The 22,159-nt window shown below is 58.2% G+C and carries 17 protein-coding genes and 1 pseudogene; 5 read left to right on the top strand and 13 right to left on the bottom strand.

All coding sequences use genetic code 11. The annotated features are described in order from the left end of the window. Nucleotides 1–65 precede the first annotated feature (65 nt). Complete coding sequence (gene pyrE / locus BN1117_RS04165) at nucleotides 66–719, bottom strand: orotate phosphoribosyltransferase (RefSeq protein ID WP_005356114.1); 654 nt, start codon at nucleotides 717–719, stop codon at nucleotides 66–68. An 82-nt stretch (nucleotides 720–801) separates the two neighbouring features. Then, nucleotides 802–1,518: a ribonuclease PH gene (rph, locus tag BN1117_RS04160; RefSeq protein ID WP_040095060.1), complete on the bottom strand. Its 717-nt coding sequence runs from the start codon at nucleotides 1,516–1,518 to the stop codon at nucleotides 802–804. Nucleotides 1,519–1,665: 147 nt separating this feature from the next. Between rph and BN1117_RS04155 the strand changes: the two genes are divergently transcribed. Then, a complete protein-coding gene (locus BN1117_RS04155; RefSeq protein ID WP_040095058.1) occupies nucleotides 1,666–2,529 on the top strand; it encodes a YicC/YloC family endoribonuclease in 864 nt (287 codons plus the stop codon). Between the two features lie 254 nt (nucleotides 2,530–2,783). Here the strand turns inward: BN1117_RS04155 and BN1117_RS04150 are convergent, their stop codons facing one another. The 6 genes from BN1117_RS04150 to hsdR form a co-directional block, all read right to left on the bottom strand. Further along, nucleotides 2,784–3,902 carry a hypothetical protein gene (locus tag BN1117_RS04150; RefSeq protein WP_040095056.1) on the bottom strand — a complete coding sequence of 373 codons (1,119 nt, stop codon included), beginning with the start codon at nucleotides 3,900–3,902 and terminating at the stop codon, nucleotides 2,784–2,786. A gap of 10 nt (nucleotides 3,903–3,912) precedes the next feature. Further along, nucleotides 3,913–4,920 carry a YecA family protein gene (locus tag BN1117_RS04145; RefSeq protein ID WP_209435223.1) on the bottom strand — a complete coding sequence of 336 codons (1,008 nt, stop codon included), beginning with the start codon at nucleotides 4,918–4,920 and terminating at the stop codon, nucleotides 3,913–3,915. 41 nt (nucleotides 4,921–4,961) lie between these two features. Then, nucleotides 4,962–6,743 carry a restriction endonuclease subunit S gene (locus BN1117_RS04140; protein ID WP_040095054.1) on the bottom strand — a complete coding sequence of 594 codons (1,782 nt, stop codon included), beginning with the start codon at nucleotides 6,741–6,743 and terminating at the stop codon, nucleotides 4,962–4,964. Further along, nucleotides 6,740–7,750, bottom strand: a complete 1,011-nt coding sequence (locus BN1117_RS04135; RefSeq protein ID WP_040095052.1) for a virulence RhuM family protein/type II toxin-antitoxin system death-on-curing family toxin — start codon at nucleotides 7,748–7,750, stop codon at nucleotides 6,740–6,742. Before BN1117_RS04135 ends, BN1117_RS04140 begins: the two co-directional genes overlap by 4 nt. Continuing rightward, complete coding sequence (locus BN1117_RS04130) at nucleotides 7,743–9,242, bottom strand: N-6 DNA methylase (RefSeq protein ID WP_040095050.1); 1,500 nt, start codon at nucleotides 9,240–9,242, stop codon at nucleotides 7,743–7,745. Before BN1117_RS04130 ends, BN1117_RS04135 begins: the two co-directional genes overlap by 8 nt. 120 nt (nucleotides 9,243–9,362) lie before the next feature. After that, nucleotides 9,363–11,855, bottom strand: a complete 2,493-nt coding sequence (hsdR, locus tag BN1117_RS04125) for an EcoAI/FtnUII family type I restriction enzme subunit R (RefSeq protein ID WP_052441409.1) — start codon at nucleotides 11,853–11,855, stop codon at nucleotides 9,363–9,365. Between the two features lie 293 nt (nucleotides 11,856–12,148). On the opposite strand from hsdR, the pseudogene BN1117_RS19810 reads away from it, so the two are divergent. Next, nucleotides 12,149–12,436, top strand: a pseudogene (locus tag BN1117_RS19810) (HipA N-terminal domain-containing protein); the annotation flags it as partial. Nucleotides 12,437–12,615: 179 nt separating this feature from the next. On the opposite strand, the gene BN1117_RS04120 reads toward BN1117_RS19810, so the two are convergent. The 4 genes from BN1117_RS04120 to BN1117_RS04105 all read right to left on the bottom strand — a co-directional run bounded on the left by BN1117_RS04120 (nucleotide 12,616) and on the right by BN1117_RS04105 (nucleotide 16,364). Continuing rightward, nucleotides 12,616–13,647, bottom strand: coding sequence for a DUF2955 domain-containing protein (locus BN1117_RS04120; RefSeq protein ID WP_040095047.1), 1,032 nt, complete (start codon nucleotides 13,645–13,647; stop codon nucleotides 12,616–12,618). Further along, on the bottom strand, nucleotides 13,637–14,761 hold the full coding sequence (locus tag BN1117_RS04115; protein ID WP_052441405.1) for an HlyD family secretion protein: 1,125 nt from the start codon (nucleotides 14,759–14,761) through the stop codon (nucleotides 13,637–13,639). Before BN1117_RS04115 ends, BN1117_RS04120 begins: the two co-directional genes overlap by 11 nt. A 39-nt stretch (nucleotides 14,762–14,800) precedes the next feature. Next, nucleotides 14,801–15,295, bottom strand: coding sequence for a hypothetical protein (locus BN1117_RS04110; RefSeq protein ID WP_040095045.1), 495 nt, complete (start codon nucleotides 15,293–15,295; stop codon nucleotides 14,801–14,803). Between the two features lie 163 nt (nucleotides 15,296–15,458). Continuing rightward, nucleotides 15,459–16,364 carry a LysR substrate-binding domain-containing protein gene (locus BN1117_RS04105; RefSeq protein WP_040095043.1) on the bottom strand — a complete coding sequence of 302 codons (906 nt, stop codon included), beginning with the start codon at nucleotides 16,362–16,364 and terminating at the stop codon, nucleotides 15,459–15,461. Between the two features lie 120 nt (nucleotides 16,365–16,484). Between BN1117_RS04105 and BN1117_RS04100 the strand changes: the two genes are divergently transcribed. The 3 genes from BN1117_RS04100 to ovoA all read left to right on the top strand — a co-directional run bounded on the left by BN1117_RS04100 (nucleotide 16,485) and on the right by ovoA (nucleotide 20,865). Then, nucleotides 16,485–17,612, top strand: coding sequence for an S-(hydroxymethyl)glutathione dehydrogenase/class III alcohol dehydrogenase (locus BN1117_RS04100; RefSeq protein ID WP_040095041.1), 1,128 nt, complete (start codon nucleotides 16,485–16,487; stop codon nucleotides 17,610–17,612). 48 nt (nucleotides 17,613–17,660) lie between these two features. Beyond that, nucleotides 17,661–18,497, top strand: coding sequence for an S-formylglutathione hydrolase (fghA, locus tag BN1117_RS04095; protein WP_040095039.1), 837 nt, complete (start codon nucleotides 17,661–17,663; stop codon nucleotides 18,495–18,497). 217 nt (nucleotides 18,498–18,714) lie between these two features. After that, nucleotides 18,715–20,865 carry a 5-histidylcysteine sulfoxide synthase gene (ovoA, locus tag BN1117_RS04090; RefSeq protein WP_040095038.1) on the top strand — a complete coding sequence of 717 codons (2,151 nt, stop codon included), beginning with the start codon at nucleotides 18,715–18,717 and terminating at the stop codon, nucleotides 20,863–20,865. Nucleotides 20,866–20,943: 78 nt separating this feature from the next. Here the strand turns inward: ovoA and BN1117_RS04085 are convergent, their stop codons facing one another. Then, nucleotides 20,944–21,894, bottom strand: a complete 951-nt coding sequence (locus BN1117_RS04085; protein ID WP_040095036.1) for a bile acid:sodium symporter family protein — start codon at nucleotides 21,892–21,894, stop codon at nucleotides 20,944–20,946. Between the last annotated feature and the right edge of the window lie 265 nt (nucleotides 21,895–22,159).

The raw sequence follows: 22,159 nt of genomic DNA, 5'->3' as shown, positions 1-22,159 counted from the left end.
CATGCCGATCTGCCCCCTTCTCCCCTCGCGGGAGAAGGGCCGGGGATGAGGGGGCAACCGGGTCGTCAGATACCGTACTGGGCGCGGTAAGCCTTCATGGCCGCCAGTTGCGCCGCCAGCTCCGGCTGTTCGGCCTGCTTCTCTTCCAGATAGGCGATGAGATCGCTCATCTGGATGATGGCGATGATGTGGGCGCCGTAGTCACGCTCCACCTCCTGAATGGCGGAGAGCTCGCCCTTGCCCTTCTCCTGACGGTCCAGGGCGATCAGCACACCTGCCAGCGAGGCGCCGTTGGCCTGGATCAGATCCATGGATTCGCGGATGGCAGTGCCGGCGGTGATGACGTCGTCCACCAGCATGATCCGCCCCTTGAGCGGGCTGCCCACCAGATTGCCACCCTCGCCGTGATCCTTGGCCTCCTTGCGGTTGAAGCACCAGGGCACGTCCACATCGTGCTGCTCCACCAGCTGCACCGCGGTGGCGGAGGCGATGGGGATCCCCTTGTAGGCCGGGCCAAACAGCACATCGAACTCGATACCGGCATCCATCAGGGCGGCGGCATAGAAGCGGCCGAGACGGGCCAGATCGCGGCCGCTGTTGAACAGACCGGCGTTGAAGAAGTAGGGGCTTTTACGACCGGATTTCAGGGTAAATTCACCGAATTTGAGGACCTGCTTCTCCAGGGCGAACTCGATAAATTGACGCTGGTAGGCTTTCATTCTGGCTCCTTGCTTGGCTTGTCGTTTACTGGTGTGGGGGTATAAAAAAACGCGGTCAATGCCGCGTTTTTCAAAACAGAAATCAGGAGAGCGACTGCTTCTGCAGCCCAATGATCTCGGCGATGCCGCCCTTGGCGAGCGCCAGCATCTCCAGCAGCTCTTCATGGGTGAAGGGTTCGGCCTCCGCAGTGCCCTGCACCTCGATGATGCGACCATCTTCGGTCATCACCACGTTCATGTCGGTCTCGGCGGCGGAGTCTTCGATGTACTCCAGATCGCAGATGGCTTCGCCCTGATACATGCCAACGGAGACGGCGGCGATCATCTGCTTGAGCGGGCTCTGCTTGATCATGCCCTTCTCGACCATCCAATTCAGGGCATCCACCAGCGCCACGCAGGCACCGGTAATGGCGGCGGTGCGGGTGCCGCCATCGGCCTGCAGCACGTCACAGTCAACTGTGATGGAGTGCTCACCCAGCGCAGTGAGGTCTACCGCCGCGCGCAGGGAGCGGGCGATCAGACGGGAGATCTCCAGAGTACGGCCACTCTGCTTGCCGGAGGCCGCTTCACGGTTCATCCGGGAGTGAGTGGAGCGCGGCAGCATGCCGTATTCGGCAGTCACCCAGCCCTGATTCTTCCCTTTCAGGAAACGCGGCACGCTGGTGTCAACGCTGGCAGTGCAGAGCACGCGAGTGTTACCGAACTCCACCAGCACTGAGCCTTCTGCATGTTTGGTGAAATTGCGGGTAATGGTAACCGGGCGAAGTTGCTCGGCACTGCGATCGCTGGGACGTGACATGGAACGGACCTCTGGGCTGGCTCAAATTGGCGGGGGATTATAAGTGATCCCGCCCCAAATATCAGCCGCTAAAACCACGGCATCGGCTGACGAGCAGGGCCGGGCTGAGTATACTGGCCGCACACTTCATCAAGCCCGGAACAATCAATGATTCACAGCATGACCGCCTACGCCCGCAAGGAATTCAAGGGCGACTGGGGCACAGCCGTTTGGGAAATTCGTTCGGTCAACCAGCGCTATCTGGAAACCTACATTCGCCTGCCGGAGCAACTGCGCAGCCTGGAACCGGTTCTGCGTGAGCGCTTTCGCGCCAAGCTGCAACGCGGCAAGGTGGAGTGCAACCTGCGCTTCGAGGCCGCGCAAGCCGCAGCCAGCCAGCTGCACATCAATGAAGAGCTGGCTAGGCTCATCATCGACAGCGCCAACTGGGTAATGAAAGAGGCGGGCCAGGGCCAGCTCAATCCGGTCGATGTACTGCGCTGGCCGGGTGTCATGGCTGCCGCCGAACAGGACATGGACGCGGTCGCCACCGAGCTGCTCGGCGGGTTTGACCAGACCATGGAAGATTTCCTCGCCTCCCGCGCCAGCGAAGGGGCCAACCTCAAAGCGCTGATCGAACAGCGTCTGGCCGGTATTCAGGTGGAAGTGAAGAAGGTGCGCGTCCATCTGCCGCAGATCATCGAGTGGCAGCGCCAGAAGCTCACCGACCGGCTGGCCGAAGCCAAGGTGGAGCTGGATCCGGCCCGCATCGAGCAGGAGATCGTCATGCTGGCCCAGAAGATCGACGTGGCCGAAGAGCTGGATCGTCTGGAGATGCACATCAGCGAGACCAACAAGATCATGAAGAAGGGTGGCGCCTGTGGCCGTCGTCTCGACTTTATGATGCAGGAGTTCAACCGTGAGTCGAACACCCTCGGTTCCAAGTCCATCAACGCCGAAGTGACCCAGTCCGCCGTCGAGCTGAAGGTCCTTATCGAGCAGATGCGCGAGCAAATTCAGAACATCGAATAGTTTTTTTGCTTGCCCCGGCAGCTCTTGAAGGCCCGGTATTACCTTGTGAATCGCAGGGGTGATACCGGGCTTTTTTCATCTTCCCGGTCACATAGAGGGGCGAATGTCGGTGACAACCGACATGCTGCGCCGGCTTGTTTGGTTCGAGGATGATGGCCCCCCGTTCGCAGCAAAGGGGCGTGTTGAGGCGCACACCATGGCGGCGGGGAACATAACTCAACAACGCAGGTTCATGTTGGGTAACCGGAGACCCCCTACAGGAGATCTTTCAGCCGGGTTAACAGTGCTTTACGGCTATTGTTCACCACCACAAATCGCTCAAAGCGCTGGGCAAACGCGGGGCTATCGCCTTTGAGCTGATAGGCTTCCCACAACTGATGCACATAGCGTGATGCCGCATCGTAGCCACTGGCGCACGCGCGATCCGCCTGTTCTTGTGCCTGTTGCCAGGCGTGTTCACGCTGATGGTAGATAGCCGTCAATGCTTTCTCTTTTTCCGCTTTTTCAAGCGCCATTTTCTTTGCGCGCGCCTCGGCTTGCGCGTGCTGCAACTGGCGTTGCGCTTGTTCAATGTAAGGCGTGATCAGGTCGGGAGTTAACCAATAGTGATAGGCCGGGTCATGGTTGGTCGCGTCTTTATGCGTCATCGCCAAGGCTTGATGACGGGTTAACTGGCCTTGCTCAAACAGCGTGCGTAATAGCGCCTTTTTCTCCGCGTCAGTGAGCTGATGGAACCAGCCATCAAACTGCAACTCGGCCTGTCTGGCAGGGTGACTGGGGTGTGCCTTCAGCACCAGCGCCAGTGCGTTAACCCAGGCCAGGGGAATATCATAAAGGGTGGCAAAAGCCTGCACCTCTTCACTGAGGCGCTCAAAATCGAAATGAATTAAAGGTACCCGGTCAATATCTTCATTAAACTCGCACTCTTTCAGCCACATCAAATAGACAAGACGCCAATCACCCTGAATCAAGGCAGTGCGCAAAGCGGCTAAATGTTGGAAAAAGTCGTCCGCCTGTTCATCGTCAAAATATTCGCCGTACTCTTCGATGGAAAAAGTCAGCAATTGCCATTCATCGCTTTCCTCTACCTGCAGGCCATAGCGCGAAACACCAAGTAACGCATCGGGGATCGTCCCGGCAGGCAGCTTGAGATAAGCATCAATGGAGCCCCAATCGGCATAGTAAAAACCGATATCGAAATAGTTCAACATCAGCTCGGCAGGGTCAGCCTTCAAGTCACCGTAGGTGTAATAGACCTGAAAAGTGGTCGCGCTAATCTCGGCGCGACTCGAGATGGCGCGGAGTGCCTGGCGGGCGTGAGGGGCCAGCGGCCCGTCCACACGCTCAAATTTGTAGTATTGATATTCGCTCACGATGACCTTGTTATCGGTTAAGAGTGAATTGAAAGGTGTGGTCAAATAAAGGTTGGATCGCAACCTTTCGGGCGACCGGCCCCGCGTTGCTATAACGCCTCGGGTCAACCGTCACAAATCCCCAGTATTGTAAGAACCGCTCAATAAACCGTGACTCGATGATCATGGATAAGGTTTGTTCCGGCGAAAAGTAATGGTTGGTCGGGATGGCCGATAGCACATCGGGGAACGCCGTCAACACCTCTTGCACCAACTCGGCGACACTGTGGTGTTGTTGCAGGCGCCACAGCATAAACACCCAAAACGTACGCACATCGACCTCGGGGGAATAGCCGTCAAGATAGGCCCAGTTATATTGGCTGACAGCAGCCGCCAGCATAGGTTTAAAGAAGGCCTGTATCCCGGCCGCCTGATACTGTTTTTGCGCGGTTTTTTTCACATGATAGCGACCGCTGCGGCGATAAATAATGCCGCTGAGTTCGGCTAACACTCTGGTGTAGTGCAGGGCATTAAAGTTGTCTTCGTTGCGCCCCTCAAACTCACAAATACCGAAGTCACACCCGCATTGCGCCACGGCAAATTCCGGCAATAGCGCACCGGCCTGTTTGACCAATTTCATCGGCAAGTTGCCTTTGCTGGTGGCGTTGAATGACCCCTCTTGCGCCATGGCCTCATCAAGCATCAGGCCCAGATAGCGCATCACCGGGCTGGCAGCAAGATTGTCTGGGGTGCTGATGGTGAGCCACTGTAATTGATCGAACGGGGCATACAGCCAATTGGCCATTTGGGTGGGCGTCACCCCACAAAAATCGGGATGCGGTTGATTATTACGCTCCGCCATTTTGTGCTGTAACGCCACATTGAGTTCATCCAGGCTCAGATTGGGGTTCATGGCCAATATGGTTGCGACCTCATCCTGCACGTCGGCATGCAGCTTGCCCTCGCGGCTCATACAACAACGTTTAAATTTATTACCGCTGCCACAGGGACAAGGATCGTTACGACCGGGTTTCATCATCAATACCTCTTATCATCGGACGAAGATCAGCAGGGGGCTTATCAGACCAGGGCATCTTCCACCAGCGACTCGGCCAGGGCAAGCTGGGTCTGCTGGCTGGTTTGCAGGCGGGATTTAAGTTGGTCACAAAGGGCCATGAGTTCATCCACTTTGGCAACAATACAACTTTTTTCATTTTTGGGTGGGATGGCAATTAGGCAACCACGTAATTGTGTTTTATTGATCGATGCTAAATTAGTCGTTTGTTTGCTTGAACCAGCAAAATAATCTCTAGCTGAAGGCCCATTCAGGAACATCTCTAACCAAGACTCATCCTGTTCTTGAAGAAACTTTCTAGCCTTAAATACATGGTTCTGGTGTGCGACATATGGCATTTCATCTGCCCAAATGGCTGTACGACCAACCTTATCCCAGTCACCTCCTTCAGTAATCAGAAGATCACCTGTCAAAACCTGATATTTTTCGACCTCATCAATAGGAAGCTCAACTGACTTAATACCTGTCACATCAACATACCCACGTTGAACGTTGGCAACACTTAAATAAGGCACTGTAGTTAATACCCTATTTGTTAATTTCCGGCCTTTTGTTATCCCGCTTTGGATATCAACAATATCTTCAAAGCGACACCACGCCCATCCCTGCGGTAGCTCAAAAGGCTTTTCGTCTTCGCTTATCGCAGGTAGCGGTTTCTCTTTTTTAATTTTCTTCTCTTTGACCAGCTGCGCTTTTTCGGCGGCAATACGTTCCAGCAGCACGGAGGCCGGTTCATCGCTCGGATCTTGCGGTACCAGCTTGCCCATCACCGCCAGTTGCAGGATGGTCTGTTTCAGGGCGTCAATGCTGGCCTCGGTGGTAAAGAGGGTATCGAAGTGAGTGCTTAGCCGAGCCCAGTTTTGCGCCAGCTCCTCTGCATCGCCGGAGTCGCTCAGGGTCGCCAGCAGGGCTGCCACCAGAGTATGGTGCGCCGCCAGTTGCGCCTCGCTTTGCTGCTCCAACTGGTCGCAGAGGGCCATTAACTGATCAACTTTGGCTTCGATACGTTGTTGGGCCTTAAACGGTGGTATTGGTGTAACCGAATTTTTAATAAGACCTACATTTAATGTAGGTTGTGCCAGAGTCCGCGTATCACCCTTGAAGTTATTTTGCATAAACTCACTTTTTAGAAGATGCAAAATATAATTTTTAGACACTTCTCTGACAGGAACGATTCTGCAAAGTGCGCGTGCAATATTTGCGCCTCTCCAGCTATCAGGCACCACCCCAAGCTTTCCAATTGAACCAACTACGGCCATAAGAATTTCTCCCCCGTTGAGGCGGGTTCTTGCGTAATTAGCATCAACTGATTTACTAATATTTTTTTCTGGCAACGATGGAGGATTATCTATAGCGATATCACTTATTCTTACAAATGGCACGCCACCTTCTTCTGATTCACCAGGGACCAACACTCCATAGCTTATTGGATATTCTTGGTTGATGATTTCATCAAAACGAGCCCACTCCCATCCTTCCGGCAGTTCGAATGGCTTATCTTCCTCAGCAATTTCCGGCAGTGCCTTGGGCTTTTTAATCTTGCCCTCTTTCACCAACCGCGTTTTTTCGGCGGCAATTCGTTCCAGCAGCACGGAGGCGGGTTCATCGCTGGGGTCTTGCGGCACCAGTTTGCCGCGCACGGCCAGCTCCAAAATCAGCTCGCGCAGCTTTTTGATACCGGTGAGCTCCAGCTTGCTGTTGCTGCCGCGTCCGGCACTGCTTTTCGGGCGCACCGCCGCACTCCAGAGATCCAGATGGTCGGTGATCAGGGTATCGAGATGGTTCATGGGGTTGTTCCAAAGTCAGTCGCAGCGATTGCCGGGGTCAGCATATTGATGATCAGGCGGATCAGGGTCTCTTTTTGTGCCGGGGCCGACTCGGCCACCAACAGGGTCAGTGCCGCCAGCCCGCTGTCGTTGATGATAGGCTCGCCACTTGCCAGCCAGAGCGCCTGATTGCGATAGAGAAAATCGACAAACAAGAAGGCGGCGCTGCGCTTGTTGCCATCGGTAAAGGGGTGGTTTTTCACCACAAAATAGAGCAGGTGGGCGGCCTTGCTCTGCACTGTGGGGTAGGCGCTCTGGCCAAATACGCTTTGCGCAAGATTACCCAGTAAGGCGGCCAGTCCGTCGCCGCGTGGACGGGCGAACAGCTCGGTCGCTTCACCGCGCGCCATCAGTTGGGCTTTTAGCTCACCGAGCGCCTGCATGGCTTGCTCGGGGGCCAGCAAGATGCCGCCCTCGGTGCCTGTCGGCTCGGTCAGCAGCCCTTCGTCATAACGCTGTAGCCAGAGAAAGGTTTGGGTATAGCGGCTGATGATCTCCACCAGACCACGGCCACAGGCGAGGCTGAGCCCATCGCCACGGGCCGCCTTGCGCACCAGTGCCAGTGCAGCTTCCAGTTCGCGGGCATTTTGCTCAAAGCGCTGCTGGTTGAGGGTGTAGCCGTTGAACAGGTGCTCTTTTAACAGCCGGGTGGCCCACTGACGAAAGCGCACCCCTTGCGGTGATTTGACCCGATAGCCGACCGAGATGATGACGTCGAGGTTGTAGTGTTGGGTATCGTAGCTTTTACCATCGCTGGCAGTTGTCCGGAAATTCCGGACAACTGCACTCTCTTCCAGCTCGCCCTCTTTAAACAGGTTGCGAATATGCTCGGAGATGGTGCGTTTGTTTTTGGCAAACAGCTGGGCCAGTTGGGCCTGATTGAGCCAGACGGTCTCCTGTTGCAGGGTGACGGTGATCTCGCCGCTCTCCCCCTCGAAGATGGCGATCTGTTGAGTGGTCTCATTCATGGCGTTGATCTGCCCCGTTCTTGCCCAAGGCATCACCCAGAATGGCTTTTAGCTGGTCACGCAGGGTCTGGATTTCTGCCTGCTCTTTGGCATAGCGTTCCAACAGCTCATCAGGATCGTGGCTTATCTGCTCGCCGACATGGGGGTTTTTGATATCGAGGTTAAAGTTACGCTCGATAATGGTCTCAATGCTGACCTTCCAGGCTTGTTTGTTCTCAACCCGGGCAGCAAAGCCGTCCGCCTCATCGCCCCACCAGGCAATCTCGGCCTCAAACTCCTCGAACTTCATCGGTTTGGTCTTGCTGTAGCTCTTCACCCCAGCCGGATAGGGGTGCTCGTAGAACCAGACATCCTTGGTGGGCTGGCCCTTGGTGAAGAAGAGGATATTGGTCTTGATGCCGGTATAGGGGGCAAACACGCCGTTGGGCAGCCGCACTATGGTGTGCAGGTTGCACTCAGCAGTGAGCAGTTGCTTGATCTTGGTTTTGACCCCTTCGCCAAACAGGGTGCCATCGGGCAGCACCACGGCGGCGCGACCGCCCTTGCCATTTGTTGCCGGGGCAAGGACTTCGATAATCAGCTGCAGGAACAGGTCGGCAGTTTCGCGGGTACGGAGATCGGCCGGGAAGTTCTGCTCGATGCCATCCTCTTCGGTGCCGCCAAAGGGCGGGTTGGTGAGGATCACATCGATATCGCTGTCCCAGCTCGACAGCGGTTTGTCGAGGGTGTTGCCGTGGCGGATCTGCACCGGCACCTCGATGCCGTGCAGCAGCATATTGGTGGTGCAAAGGAGGTGCGGCAGCTGCTTCTTCTCAACCCCCAGGATCTGCTGCTGCAGGGTCTGATGGTCGGCAGCGGTCTCGACATAGTGCTCTTTGACATGGTCGAAGGCGCAGGCGAGAAAGCCGCCGGTACCGCAGGCCGGGTCCATGATCCGCTCGCCGAGTTTGGGGTCTATGCGGTTGACCATAAAGCGGGTGACGGCGCGGGGGGTGTAGAACTCGCCCGCGTTACCGGCGCTTTGCAGGTCGCGCAGGATCTGCTCGTAGATGTCGCCAAACAGGTGGCGCTCGCTGCTGTCGGTAAAGTCGATCTCGTTTAGCTTGTTGATCACCTGCTTAAGCAGGGTGCCGTTCTTCATGTAGTTGAAGGCATCAGAGAACGCCTCTTTCACCACATAGCCACGGGGGTTGAGACTGATATTGGCAGGCTGATTTTTCAGGCTGTCGAACAGATCGTTGTTGACGAAATCGAGCAGGGCATCGCCAGTCAGCCCTTCGCTATCGGCCGCCCAGTTGCGCCACAGGAAGCGCTCGGGGATGGGGCAGCGGTAGTTATCCTGCTCAAACTCCAGCTCCTCTTCCTGGGCGTCGAACACTTTCAAAAACAGCAGCCAGGAGAGCTGGCCGAGGCGCTGGGCATCGCCGTCGATACCGGCGTCCTTGCGCATGATGTCCTGAATGGATTTGATAACTGAGCTGATGGATGACATGGGATTCTCTGCTTTTTACAAAAATGGTGACGAATACAGGGGCGAATGCGTCAGGAGTATCGATAAAACAAGCGGCCATGATTGCCATGGCCGCACTGTGGTGCTGTTGCAGCCCTGGCGTCAGGCGCTCTGCTGCTCACGATCGGTGTGGCGATAGATCTCTTGCTCCAGTTCGGTGATGGCCTGCTCGAACTGTTTGGGGCCACCAAACCCCTTCTTGGCCAACTCCAGCGGCCGCCCCAACTCGGTAAAGGGGGCCACTTTTAGCGCATCCTTGGTCTCAATCTCGGTCACCCCCTGATCGGCATACTTGTCGAGCAGGCGGGTTAATACCTGCTGGGCGGTGTCGTTGTACTTGGTGAAGTAGTTGCGCTTTTTGACGTTGTTGGCCCGCTCGCGGCGGGTCAGTGGCGGCTGATCGTATACCACATGGCAGATAAGGTCGAACGGGTCGAGCTCCTTACCCACTTCCTGCTCCAACACCTCCCACAGCACGCCCGCCTGCGCCAATTCATCCATGATGGCTTGCTTGCGCTCGGCTGCTTGCCAGCGTTTGGTGAAGGCATCGAGGGTGGCAAACTCCTTGAGCAAAGTCTTTTTGGTGTAGTCCTTGAAGGATTCGGTCACCAACTTGCCATCGGCATCGTAATACTGCACCCGCTCGGCGATGACGCTGACCGCCACACCGTTGACATAATACTTGCTGACCCCGGGCTCGGGGCCACCCAGCGGGCCTGTGCCCTGCCCCCCTGCGCCCTGACTCCCTGCGCCACTGTGGCCACCGTCACTGCCGGTTGTGTAGCTGCCGGATTGTTCATCGACCCTGGGGGCAAACGGATCGTCATGGTCGCCGGGTTCATCGGTTGGCAGCGGATCGGCATCGCCGATGATATCGCCCAAGCCATCATCGGGGTTGTTGATGTCTGCCGGTTTGATCACCATGACGCGCTCCGGTTCGCCGTCGAAACGGGGATCGGCAAACAGCTCGGTGGCCTTCTTGAAATCGAGAATGGTAAACCAGAGCTTGCCGTACTTGTCGTCAATGCGGGTGCCACGGCCGATGATCTGCTTGAACTTGGTCATGGACTGGATGTTTTGGTCCAGCACCACCAGCTTGCAGGTTTTGGCATCAACGCCGGTGGTCATCAGCTCGGAAGTGGTGGCTATAACCGGATAGGGCTTTTTCGGGTTGATGAAGTTGTCGAGCTGGGCCTTGCCAAGGTCATCATCGCCGGTGATTTTCATCACATAGCGCTCATCCTTGGCCATCTGTTCCGGGTTGAGGTTGACCAAGGCCCGGCGCATCCGGTCGGCATGATCGATGTCGTTGCAGAACACAATGGTCTTGGCCATCGGGTCGGTTTTCTTGAGATAGTTGGTGATGGTCTCGGCCACCAGCTGGGTGCGTTCGTCGATCACCAGGGTGCGGTCGAAATCCTTCTGGTTATAGATGCGGTCTTCAATCAGGTTGCCCTGTTTGTCCATCTGCCCTTTGGTTGGGCGCCACCCCTGCAGATCGACATCGATATCGACCCGCACCACCTTGTAGGGGGCAAGAAAACCATCTTCGATCCCCTCTTTGAGGGAGTAGGTATAAACAGGGTCACCGAAGTAATCGGTGCTGGAGACGGTTTCGGTCTCTTTGGGCGTGGCAGTGAGACCAATCTGGGTGGCCGATGAGAAGTATTCGAGTATCTCGCGCCAGGCGCTGTCTTCGGCGGCACTGCCCCGATGGCACTCATCCACCACGATCAGGTCGAAGAAGTCAGGAGAGACCTGCTTAAAGGCTTTCTGCGACTCTTCCGGCCCGGTGAGCGCCTGATAGAGGGCAAGGTGGATCTCATAGGCGGGATCGACAGTGCGCCCGGTGACCTTGGTCATGGCCGGGCCAAAAGGCTGGAAGTCATTGACCTTGGTCTGATCCACCAGAATGTTGCGATCGGCCAGAAACAGGATGCGCTGCTTGGCGCCCGCCTTCCACAAACGCCAGATGATCTGGAATGCGGTGTAGGTCTTGCCGGTGCCGGTGGCCATCACCAGCAATACCCGATCCTCACCTTTCAAGATGGCTTCTACGGTCTTGTTGATGGCCTGCAGCTGGTAATAGCGGGGAGTTTTGTCACTGCCATCGGAGTAGTAGTCCTGACTGATGACAGGCAACTGGGCCTGAGAGTAACCCTTCCAGGTGCAGAGTTTGTCCCAAAGCTGGCCGGGGCTGGGGAAGTCCTCCAGCGCGATCTCGGATTCCAGCTTGGCCGGATTGGTCTTGTCATGAAATACGAAGCCATCGCCATTGCTGGCAAATACGAAGGGCACATCCAGCAGACGGGCATAATCGAGCCCCTGTTGCATCCCCTTGCCAATCTCATGCTTGTTGGCTTTGGCCTCGATCACTGCCAGTGGCAAGCCCATCTTGTGATAGAGCACGATATCGGCCGATTTGACCTTCTTGCGTGCCGCCATCTGGCCGCGCACCACCACCTTGCCATCCCGCAGCTTCACCTCTTGGCGAACCTGGGTCAGGTCATCCCACCCCGCAGCCTTGATAGCAGGCAGCAGGTATTTCGAGATGATGTCGGCTTCGGTGAGGGTTGCTTTGTTGATCTCGGCCATGAGCACTCTTCCGGTCGGGGGACAATATTGCTCAAGATTCTCTCATAAATTCAGCCGGGTTTTATTGATTTCAGACTCATAAAGCAACATGGGGTGCCGCTCTTGATGGCATGCCTTCGGGTCAAGGAAACGTCTGGCAATGGCATCAGCATGTTGCGCTATCAGGTCGAGCTGTCAGAGATCCGGGCTATTCTGGCGCTGCGTGCGCTTTCCAATCTGGAGTACCGCGCAGCAGCCCCATCTCACTTTCCATGCCATTGCGCCATCAGCCCTAACGGGGCGATGAAGCCTATAACGTCTTCGATAACTTGCTGCCAGATAATCCGGAGGTGAGGTACAGGGCTGTAGCACGCCATCAAGCGGCATCAACCCAGCCCTTCGATCTGCTCAGTTGCATTGGCCAGGGTAGCGTAGGGGCATTACAGCTGGTTCCCGAAGGGCACGACGTTCCAGATGTCAGGCGAATCGACTACAAGGCACTCTCCGATGACGAGCTCGAGCAGATCCTGACCAGCTACAAATCAGGAATCCCTTTGGGGATGGTTAACCATAAACCGGGGCTATCATCATGGCCTGGATAGTGTTTCTTAAAAAATAAGAAAAATTACATCATGCCTATGATTTTTATAGCCATTTACAGTCATACAATCAGATCCATCACATCGAGTGATCGATTAACCCTCGCTTGCCAATAAAAAGAGTCCCTGATTTCTCAAGGGCTCTTTTGTATGACGACGGCAGAAGTGATAGAGGCAGCTTCTTAGTCGGGGTGGTGGTCGGCTCGCTGCACTGCAGCCTCGGCAGGCGACCTGGGCTGCATGATGATCAGTGCCATTACCCCCAGGATCACCGCCAGCATCACCGAGCCAAAGCGGATCATGCCATCGCTCAGCGCATCGATGCTGGTAGAGGTGATCGCGTAGAACACCAGCACGACATAGCTTGAATAGAGCAGCTGGATCGAGTTGTAGCTGGCCTTTTTCTCGACCGCATGGATCCCCATCAGCAGGGCGCACACCAGAGTGACCCCCAGCTGGCCAATCAGGTTGGTTTGAAACACGCACATGATCAGGGGCGGCACCGAGTAGAGCACGCTGGCATAGGTGGTCAGCAACCGCCGGATACCGTAGTCGTGCCCCAGCGCCGGATTGGGATCCTTGATAATCAGCGCGACCACGATGGCAATGATGGTGCTCTGCTCCAGATCGAGAGTGATGCCGACACAGAGAGTAGTCAGCACCAGCACCGCCTTGAACAGAGTGTGCCAATCCTGATGAGGCGTCTTGCCTGCACTCGCCGCTGCACTGCTGGCATCGGTCAACGGCTCGCCACCGGGGAAGATGAAATAGGCCAGATACGCGGTAAAACCTGCCACGAAGATGTTCTTAAGCAACGCCGGCGGTATCTGGTCGACCGAAATCCCCTTCTGTTTGACGAACACCGCAATCATGGCCGTCGCCACGATAAGCAGGATTGCTATCAGGTCCTGCGCGTTTTTCCGGGTGCGATCCATGCACCAGTAGAAGACGCCCAACAACGCGAGGTAATAGACATGGGGGTAATCGAGCAACAAGGTTGCCAACCATGCCTGTACCCAGGAGGTCAGATACAAGACCCCAGCCATCAGAAACACCATGATGAGCGGCGGCGGATTGTGAGTGGTGGTGAGAAATACCGCGCACATGGCTGGCGCCAGCAGCGGCAAATCCGTACCAAACACAAATTGCCAAAACAGCAGTAGCACCGGAAACAGCGCTACCCGCAGCAGGGCGTTGGCAGAACTATGAAACATAACTTATGTAGCTCCATGCCCATATCCAGATGTCGGCCAGCCGCTCACCCAGATAGGACTCTCCCGGGTAGAAGGCGACGACAGCACGACCACCAAAGCGCGGGTTCACGCCGGGCGGAAGATCATCAAACTGGATATTGACCGGGAAACGCTGGGCACTCGGCTGGGAGGTAGGGGAGTCCAGCAACCCGGTGCCGGCATTGGCCTGCAAGCTGCCATTGCCACTGCTGCCAAAGCCGATGGAAGTGATCTTGCCGGTGAAGACCTGACCCGGATAAGCATCAAATACCACCTTGACGGCGTCATCCCGCTTCAAATAGGCCAGCGAGTTCTCCCGCACCATGGCGGTCAGCCAGAGCTTATCGGTATTGATGAAGGTCAACAGCGGCTGGCCGGCGCTGGCATAGTTGCCTTTGGCCAGCGCCAGATTGGTGATGACGCCATTGGCGGGTGCCTTCAGCTCGGTGTGTTCGAGATTGAGGCGGGCCTGGGCACGCTTGTTGAGCACTGCCTGAATCTCGGGGTTCTCTTCACCACGCGGGCCCACCTCAAAACGGGCCTTTTCCAGCGCAGAAACGGTTTGCGCCAGATTGGCCTCGGCTGTTTGCAGCTGGGTCAGGCTGTCATCCATGGCCGCGCGGCTGATGGTGCCCTTTTTCAGCAGGGCCCGGTAACGCTCCACCTGCACTCTGGCATTGTTGGCCGCCGCACGCGCTGACACCTCATTGGCCTTCGCAACCTTGATGGAGGCCGAATCAGCCTGGTAAGACTGAGCTGCCTGCTGCAACGCGAGCTCGGTTGCCTTCTCCTCCAGTATGAAGGGGGCCTTCTCGATAGAGACCAGCAGCTGCCCCTTCGTGACCTCATCGTTGTTGGCGATATGAATGTCGGCAAGCGGACCGGATACCTGGGGCGCAAGGCGGATCACCTCGCCATTTACCCGGCCCATATCGGTCATGGGGGTGACGCGATCGGCCCACAGGCTGTAAATCCAGAGAATAAATACCGCCAGGAAAATACCATACGTCAGCGAACGCGCCTGCTTGCTCTTGTCCTGTGCGGCAGGCACGGTAGCGGCCGTTGGCTCGGTTGCCGCGCTCTTCGGATCACTCATCAGGGTTATTCCTTTTCTGAAATAAATGGGGAGACAGAATCAATCCAGCAGGCTGACTTTCTTGAAGATCAGATTCTGTTTGGTGCGATATTCAATAAACAGGGTGATGACAAAGGCAAATCCGCCCACCAGGATGGCGGCCCAGAAGCTGGAGACGGTCATCTCCCCCATGTATTTGGTCCAGATCACCGCCAGCGCCACAAACCAGCCGAACAGGGCGGCACACTGGGTAAGCGCGATAGGCAGCATGGTGCGCCAGAACGAAGGATTGAAGCTGCTTTGCAGCGCAGGACGAGCCTTGTGCAGATGGCTGACGAACAGCTTGGCGGTGATCAGCGACAGTATGATCCCCAGACCGAAGGTCAGGGATACCGCCTCGCCCCACACCGAGGTCTGCTCGTGGGCAATGGCATTGACCGACAAGAGGACAGCATCGACCCCCTTGAAATGCCAGTGTGCAATCAAGCCGTTGATCACACCGTTAATCAAGCCTGCGACGAGCGAATCCTGCAGTCGGATATCGGGTCTGGACATAAATACACTTCCTCATTACTGAATACAAAAAAGGCTAAAAACGCTAAGAGCAGGCGTTGGCATATTCACCCCTCGACCTGCTTCCAGCTATCTGACCTGGGATGATACTCGATTATTGGCAAGCCTGTTATTTATACGAGCCTCCAGTGACCCCCCGCATACCCTAGCCAATCGGCATCACCAGTGCCGGTTGGTGCGGGTCGCTCAGCCGCTCGGCCAGATAGTCCACCAGCAATCGCACCTTGGGGGAGAGGTGGCGGTTGTGGGGATAGAGGGCCCAGATCCCCTCCGCCGGCGCCCGCAGCTCCGGCAGCAGCTCGATAAGCTCGCCCCGGGCTAGGTGGTCGCTCACGTAGTAGTCCGGCAGCTGGATAATGCCGATCCCCTTGAGCGCCGCATCCAGCAGGGCGTGGCCGCTGTTGCAGTGCAGCAGACCGTGCACCCGCACGCTGTGGGGACGGCCATCCAGGGTGAAGTGCCACTCGTCGCTGTTGCCCACCAGACAGGTGTGGCGGGTGAGCTCGGAGAGGCTGTTGGGCATGCCGTGGCGGGCGGTGTAATCCGGTGAGGCGCAGACATAGGGCACCCGCTGCGCCAGCTTGCGTGCCACCAGCGTTGAATCCTTGAGATGACCGAGGCGCAGCGCCAGATCGTAGCCTTCATGCACCAGATCCAGCAGCTGGTTGGTGAGGTTGAGGGTCACCTCCAGCTGGGGAAAGCGCACCATAAAGTCATTCACCAGCGGGGCGATGCGGCTCTCGCCGTAAGAGACGGGGGCCGTGATGCGCAGCGTTCCTTGCGGCACCGCCTGATGGCGCCCCACCGCCAGCTCCGCCTCATAGAGGTTGTCCAGCAACTGACGGCAGTGGCGATAGTAGATCTCGCCAAGCTCGGTGAGCCGCACCTGGCGGGTGGTGCGCAGCAGCAGCTTGGCCTTCAGCCTGTCCTCCAGCTGTGCCACCTGACGGCTCACTTGCGCCACCGACACCCCCAGCTTGCGCGCTGCCGGGGTAAAGCCCCCCTGCTCCGCCACGCTGACAAATTCACAGATCCCTTCCCAACCGAACATTATTACCTGTGTGTAAAAGTGATTTGAGATTTGCCCTCATTATCACCAAATCGGCGGGAAACTACACTGACTGTCCGAACTCATCTCTGTTCACCCTGCTCAACAAGAAGGATGTCATTCATGGCACAGGTTCAAAGCATCAAGTGTAAGGCCGCCATCGCCTGGGGTCCGGGTCAGCCCCTCTCCATCGAAGAGGTGGAAGTCATGCCGCCACAAGCGGGCGAGGTGCGGGTGCGCATCGTCGCCACCGGCGTTTGCCACACCGATGCCTTCACCCTCTCCGGTGAAGATCCGGAAGGGGTCTTCCCCTGCATTCTCGGCCACGAGGGGGGCGGCATCGTCGAATCGGTCGGCGAAGGGGTCACCAGCGTCAAGGTGGGGGATCATGTCATCCCGCTCTACACCCCCGAGTGCGGCGAGTGCAAATTCTGCAAATCCGGCAAGACCAACCTCTGCCAGAAGATCCGCGCCACCCAGGGCAAGGGGCTGATGCCGGACGGCACCACCCGCTTCTCGAAAGATGGCCAGCCCATCTATCACTACATGGGCACCTCCACCTTCAGCGAATACACGGTGCTGCCCGAAATCTCCATCGCCAAGGTAGACCCGGCCGCCCCGCTGGAAGAGGTCTGCCTGCTCGGCTGCGGCGTCACCACCGGCATCGGCGCCGTGATGAACACCGCCAAGGTGAAGGAGGGTGAGAGCGTCGCCATTTTCGGGCTGGGTGGCATCGGCCTCTCGGCGGTGATCGGTGCCCGTCTGGCCAAGGCCGGTCGCATCATCGCCATCGACATCAACGAGAGCAAGTTTCCGCTTGCCCGCAAGCTGGGTGCCACCGACTGCATCAACCCGAACGATTACGACAAACCGATTCAGGAGGTGATCGTCGAGCTGACCGATGGCGGCGTCGACTTCTCCTTCGAATGCATCGGCAACGTCAAGGTGATGCGTGCGGCGCTGGAGTGCTGCCACAAGGGTTGGGGCGAGTCGGTCATTATCGGCGTCGCCGGAGCGGGTCAGGAGATCAGCACCCGTCCGTTCCAGCTGGTGACCGGTCGGGTCTGGCGCGGCAGCGCCTTCGGCGGGGTACGCGGTCGCAGCGAACTGCCGAGCTATGTGCAGCGCTACATGCAGGGTGAGTTCCGCCTCGATGACTTCATCACCCACACCATGGCGCTGGAGCAGATCAACGAGGCGTTCGATCTGATGCACCAAGGCAAAAGCATCCGCACCGTCATCCACTACTGAGCATGATCGCCCCGCCCGCCATCGTGGGCGGGGTGCAGGAGTCCTTCGATGAATCTGGAGATTATCAGCAGCAACAAGAGCTTCGGCGGCTGGCACAAGCGCTATCGCCACCACGCCAGCGTGCTCGGCTGCGAGATGAATTTTGCCATCTATCTGCCGCCTCAGGCCCTCACCGGCCAGAAAGTCCCAGTACTCTACTGGCTCAGCGGCCTCACCTGCACCGATGAGAACTTTATGCAGAAGGCGGGGGCCCAGCGTATCGCCGCCGAGCTTGGCATCGCCCTGGTGGCGCCGGACACCAGCCCCCGCGGCGACGGCGTAGCGGACGACCCCAGTTATGACCTCGGCATGGGGGCAGGCTTTTACGTCAATGCCAGCCAGAGCCCCTGGCAGGCGCACTACCAGATGTATGACTACGTCACCCGCGAACTGCCTGACTTGATAGAGACCCACTTCCCGGTCTCGACCCGCCGCGCCATCAGCGGCCACTCCATGGGCGGTCACGGTGCGCTGATCGCCGCGTTGCGGGAGCCCGGTCGCTACCGCTCGGTGTCGGCGTTCAGCCCCATCTGCCACCCGAGCCGCTGCCCCTGGGGCCAGAAGGCGCTCGGCGCCTACCTCGGCAGCAATCCGCTATTGTGGCAGGAGTGGGATGCCTGCCAGCTGCTGCGCCACCAGCCGGTCACGCCGCTGCCCACCCTGGTGGATGTGGGGCTGGATGATCCCTTCCTCGCCGAGCAGTTGCATATCGATGCGCTGGCCGAGGTGGCAGCCAGCAAGGGATGGCCGCTGGAGCTCAACCGCCACGAGGGCTATGACCACAGCTACTACTTCGTGGCGAGCTTTATCGAGGCGCACCTGCGCTTTCACGCCAGCCACCTTTGATCAAACAGGCCCGTTGCGGGCCTGTTTGCTGGCAAGAGATGATGCTCGGATTGGCGGGTCGTCCTGCCGGTCACTATGCTGACAGCCCGTGGAAGTTTTGGATTGCCCTGCCGGTCTGTTGAGCCAATAGTGGTACTTCGTGCGTACCAAGCTCTCCATTGCGGTAATGTCATTACCACTGTCTTGTCAGTCTTCACTGCCAACAAGGAGTCAGAGCGTGACCCAAGCAAGCCCTCTCTATGCCACCGCCACCGGTCTGCCGGAACCGACTCGCACCCCGTTGCTGACAGGCAGCGATCCCGAGCAGAAACGGCGCGAGCTGCTCGCCTACTTCTGCCAGACCTTCGATCTCTACGACTCACTGTTCGACTGTCTGGCCGATGAGCGGGCCTGGTTCAACAAGGCGATCCCGCTACGCCACCCGCTCATCTTCTACTACGGCCACACCGCCGCCTTCTTTATCAACAAGCTGCTGGCGGCGCGCCTGATCGACCAGCGGCTGGATGCCCGCATCGAGGCCATGGTCGCCATCGGGGTGGACGAGATGAGCTGGGACGATCTGGACGAGACCCACTACGACTGGCCCAAAGTTAGCGAGCTGCGCAGCTATCGGGCCAGAGTCCGTTCGCTGGTGTGCGATTTCATCCGCCAGATGCCGCTCCCCCTGCCCATCGACTGGCAGAGCCCGGCCTGGGTGATCCTGATGGGGATAGAGCACGAGCGCATCCACCTCGAGACCTCCAGCGTGCTGATCCGCCAGTTGCCGCTCGCCTGGGTGCGGCCGCAGCCTTATTGGCCCACCTGTACCGAAGCCCGCCACCGCATTGATCAGGTGCCCGCCAACAGCCTGCTGCCGGTGGCTGGCGGCAAGGTGCGCCTTGGCAAGCAGGACGCCACCTACGGCTGGGACAACGAATATGGCGAGCGCCATATCGAGCTGGCCCCGTTTCAGGCCAGCCGCATGCTGGTGAGCAATGCCGAGTACCTCGCCTTCGTCCAGGCGGGGGGCTACGGCCAGCAACAGTGGTGGGATGAGGAGGGGTGGGGCTGGTGCCAGTACGCCAAGGCGCAGATGCCCACCTTCTGGGTGGGTGATTCCACCAAGCCCGAACAATTGCAGCTGCGGCTGATGACCGAGCAGGTCCCTATGCCCTGGGACTGGCCGGTGGAGGTGAATCAGCTGGAGGCGGCTGCCTTCTGTCGCTGGAAGGCGGCCCGGACCGGACTCCCCATCCAGCTGCCGAGCGAGGCAGAGTGGATGCTGCTGCGCGAGCAAGTTCCCGGCGATCAGCCGGACTGGACACAGGCCCCCGGCAATATCAATCTGGCCCGTTTTGCCTCCTCCTGCCCGGTGGATGCCTGCCCGCAAGGGGAGTTCTTCGATCTGGTGGGCAATGTCTGGCAGTGGACCAGCACCGCCATCGATGGCTTCGACGGCTTTAAAATCCACCCCCTCTACGACGACTTCTCCACCCCCACCTTTGATGGCAAGCATACCCTGATCAAGGGCGGCAGCTGGATCAGCACGGGTAACGAAGCGCTCAAATCATCCCGTTACGCCTTCCGGCGTCACTTCTTCCAGCATGCGGGTTTCCGCTATCTGGTCTCCCGTTATCAGGAACCCGTTATCGTGAATCCCTATGAAACCGACACCCTGGTCGCTCAGTACCTCGACTTCCAGTACGGCCCAAGCCACTTCGGGGTAGCCAACTACGCCAAGACGCTTGCTGATCTTGCTGGCGAGCTCTGCAGCAACCACCAGCGGGCGCTGGATATCGGCTGTGCCACCGGCCGCGCCAGCTTCGAACTGGCCCGCCACTTCCAGCATGTGGACGGGGTGGACTACTCGGCACGCTTCATCGATGTGGCGCTGGCCCTCGCCAGCCAGGACAGCTTCCGCTACGCCATTCCGCTGGAGGGTGAACTGGTGGAGTATTGCGAGGCGCGCCTGTCGAGCCACGGGCTGGGGGCAAGTCAGGCTGAGCGCATCCACTTCAGTCAGGGGGATGCCTGCAACCTCAAGCCCAAATATGACCACTATGATCTGGTGCTCGCCTCCAACCTCATCGACCGGCTGCGGGAGCCCGCCCGCTTCCTGCGGGATATCGCTCCCCGGCTGCGCAGCGGTGGCCTGCTGGTGCTCACCAGCCCCTATACCTGGCTGGCGGAATATACCCCGCCCGCCAACTGGCTCGGCGGCATTCGCGAAAACGGCGAGGCGCTCACCACCTATCAAGCGCTGCAACGGCTGCTGGCGGCAGAGTTCGAGGAGCACTGCCCGCCCCGGGATGTGCCCTTCGTGATCCGCGAAACCGCCCGCAAATATCAGCACACGGTGGCGCAGCTGACCGTCTGGCGCAAACACTAATCCGCCGGTCGGCATACAGATGAGAAGAGGGAGGCCAACGGCCTCCCTCTTGTTATGACAGCAAAAACGGCGCGAGTATCACTCTCCCTGCTCGTGATAGCGGCGCGCCAGCACGGCGCAGACCATCAGCTGGATCTGGTGGAAGATCATCAGCGGCAGCACCATGACGCCGACGCTGGCGGCCGGGAACATGACGTTGGCCATCGGCACCCCGTTGGCCAGACTCTTTTTCGAGCCGCAGAAAACGATGGTGATCTCGTCCGCCTTGTCGAAGCCGAGGCGACGGCTGATCCAGACGTTCCAGCAGAGCACCAGCGCCAGCAAGATGCAGCTCAGCAGCACGATACTGGCCAGATCGTACCAGCCTACTTGATGCCAAATCCCCTGCACCACCGCCTCGCTGAAGGCGACGTAGACCACCAGCAGGATGGAACTCTGATCCAGCTTGCCAATGAGCGGGCGGTGGCTATCGACCCAGCGACCGATGAGCGGACGCGACAGGTGGCCCACCACAAAAGGCAGCATCAGCTGCATCATGATGGACTGGATGGAGTGCCAGGTGTCGATCCCCTCCCCCTGCACGTGGATCATCATCCCCACCAGCACCGGCGAGAGGAAGATGCCGAGGATGCTGGAGGCCGAGGCGCTGCACACCGCCGCCGACACATTGCCCCCCGCCATCGAGGTGAAGGCGATGGCCGACTGCACGGTGGCAGGCAGGGCGCAGAGATAGAGGAAGCCGAGGTAGATGGCCGGGCTCAGCCAGCTCGGCACCAGAGGGGTGAGCAGCAGCCCCAGCAGCGGAAACAGCACGAAGGTGCTGAGCATCACCACCAGATGGAGCCGCCAGTGGCCGAGGCCCGCCAGCAGGTTCTGGCGCGACAGCTTGGCGCCATGCATGAAGAACAGGAGCGCCACCGCCAGCTTGGTCAGCAGACCGAACCAGACGGCCACCTGCCCCTCGCAGGGAAAGAGAGAGGCCAGGGTGACCACCGCAATCAGCACAACAGTAAAGGGATCCAGACGCACGAAAGGTCTCCATCAGAAGGGCATCCTGCAGCCGTGGCGACAGTCAGGATTGGGGAGGACAAGAAACAGAGCGGGAGATGTCTGGCACCTCCCGCTAAAACGAACCTCCAGCTTACCCCGATAACGGAGAGGCGCAAAGTTGAGCGGCGAATAATTGTTCATCAATGCTTAACGCCTTCGCCATATCGAGTAGCAAAAGTTGACGATAAACCGGCCCTGACAGCTCCCAAACGGCTAAAAATGGATAAAAAAAGGTTCTTCGCAT

It is taken from the genome of Aeromonas australiensis (assembly GCF_000819725.1).
GTDB lineage: Bacteria > Pseudomonadota > Gammaproteobacteria > Enterobacterales > Aeromonadaceae > Aeromonas > Aeromonas australiensis.
The sequence above is the reverse complement of the archived record's forward strand: the minus strand, read 5'-3'. Positions and strand labels throughout refer to the sequence as shown.

What these genes read in the sequence shown, in the direction of transcription:
- pyrE (WP_005356114.1), bottom strand. Translation starts at nt 719, where the DNA reads ATGAAAGCCTACCAGCGTCAATTTATCGAGTTCGCCCTGGAGAAGCAG.
- rph (WP_040095060.1), bottom strand. Translation starts at nt 1,518, where the DNA reads ATGTCACGTCCCAGCGATCGCAGTGCCGAGCAACTTCGCCCGGTTACC.
- BN1117_RS04155 (WP_040095058.1), top strand. Translation starts at nt 1,666, where the DNA reads ATGATTCACAGCATGACCGCCTACGCCCGCAAGGAATTCAAGGGCGAC.
- BN1117_RS04145 (WP_209435223.1), bottom strand. Translation starts at nt 4,920, where the DNA reads ATGATGAAACCCGGTCGTAACGATCCTTGTCCCTGTGGCAGCGGTAAT.
- BN1117_RS04140 (WP_040095054.1), bottom strand. Translation starts at nt 6,743, where the DNA reads ATGAACCATCTCGATACCCTGATCACCGACCATCTGGATCTCTGGAGT.
- BN1117_RS04135 (WP_040095052.1), bottom strand. Translation starts at nt 7,750, where the DNA reads ATGAATGAGACCACTCAACAGATCGCCATCTTCGAGGGGGAGAGCGGC.
- BN1117_RS04130 (WP_040095050.1), bottom strand. Translation starts at nt 9,242, where the DNA reads ATGTCATCCATCAGCTCAGTTATCAAATCCATTCAGGACATCATGCGC.
- hsdR (WP_052441409.1), bottom strand. Translation starts at nt 11,855, where the DNA reads ATGGCCGAGATCAACAAAGCAACCCTCACCGAAGCCGACATCATCTCG.
- BN1117_RS04120 (WP_040095047.1), bottom strand. Translation starts at nt 13,647, where the DNA reads ATGTTTCATAGTTCTGCCAACGCCCTGCTGCGGGTAGCGCTGTTTCCG.
- BN1117_RS04115 (WP_052441405.1), bottom strand. Translation starts at nt 14,761, where the DNA reads ATGAGTGATCCGAAGAGCGCGGCAACCGAGCCAACGGCCGCTACCGTG.
- BN1117_RS04110 (WP_040095045.1), bottom strand. Translation starts at nt 15,295, where the DNA reads ATGTCCAGACCCGATATCCGACTGCAGGATTCGCTCGTCGCAGGCTTG.
- BN1117_RS04105 (WP_040095043.1), bottom strand. Translation starts at nt 16,364, where the DNA reads ATGTTCGGTTGGGAAGGGATCTGTGAATTTGTCAGCGTGGCGGAGCAG.
- BN1117_RS04100 (WP_040095041.1), top strand. Translation starts at nt 16,485, where the DNA reads ATGGCACAGGTTCAAAGCATCAAGTGTAAGGCCGCCATCGCCTGGGGT.
- fghA (WP_040095039.1), top strand. Translation starts at nt 17,661, where the DNA reads ATGAATCTGGAGATTATCAGCAGCAACAAGAGCTTCGGCGGCTGGCAC.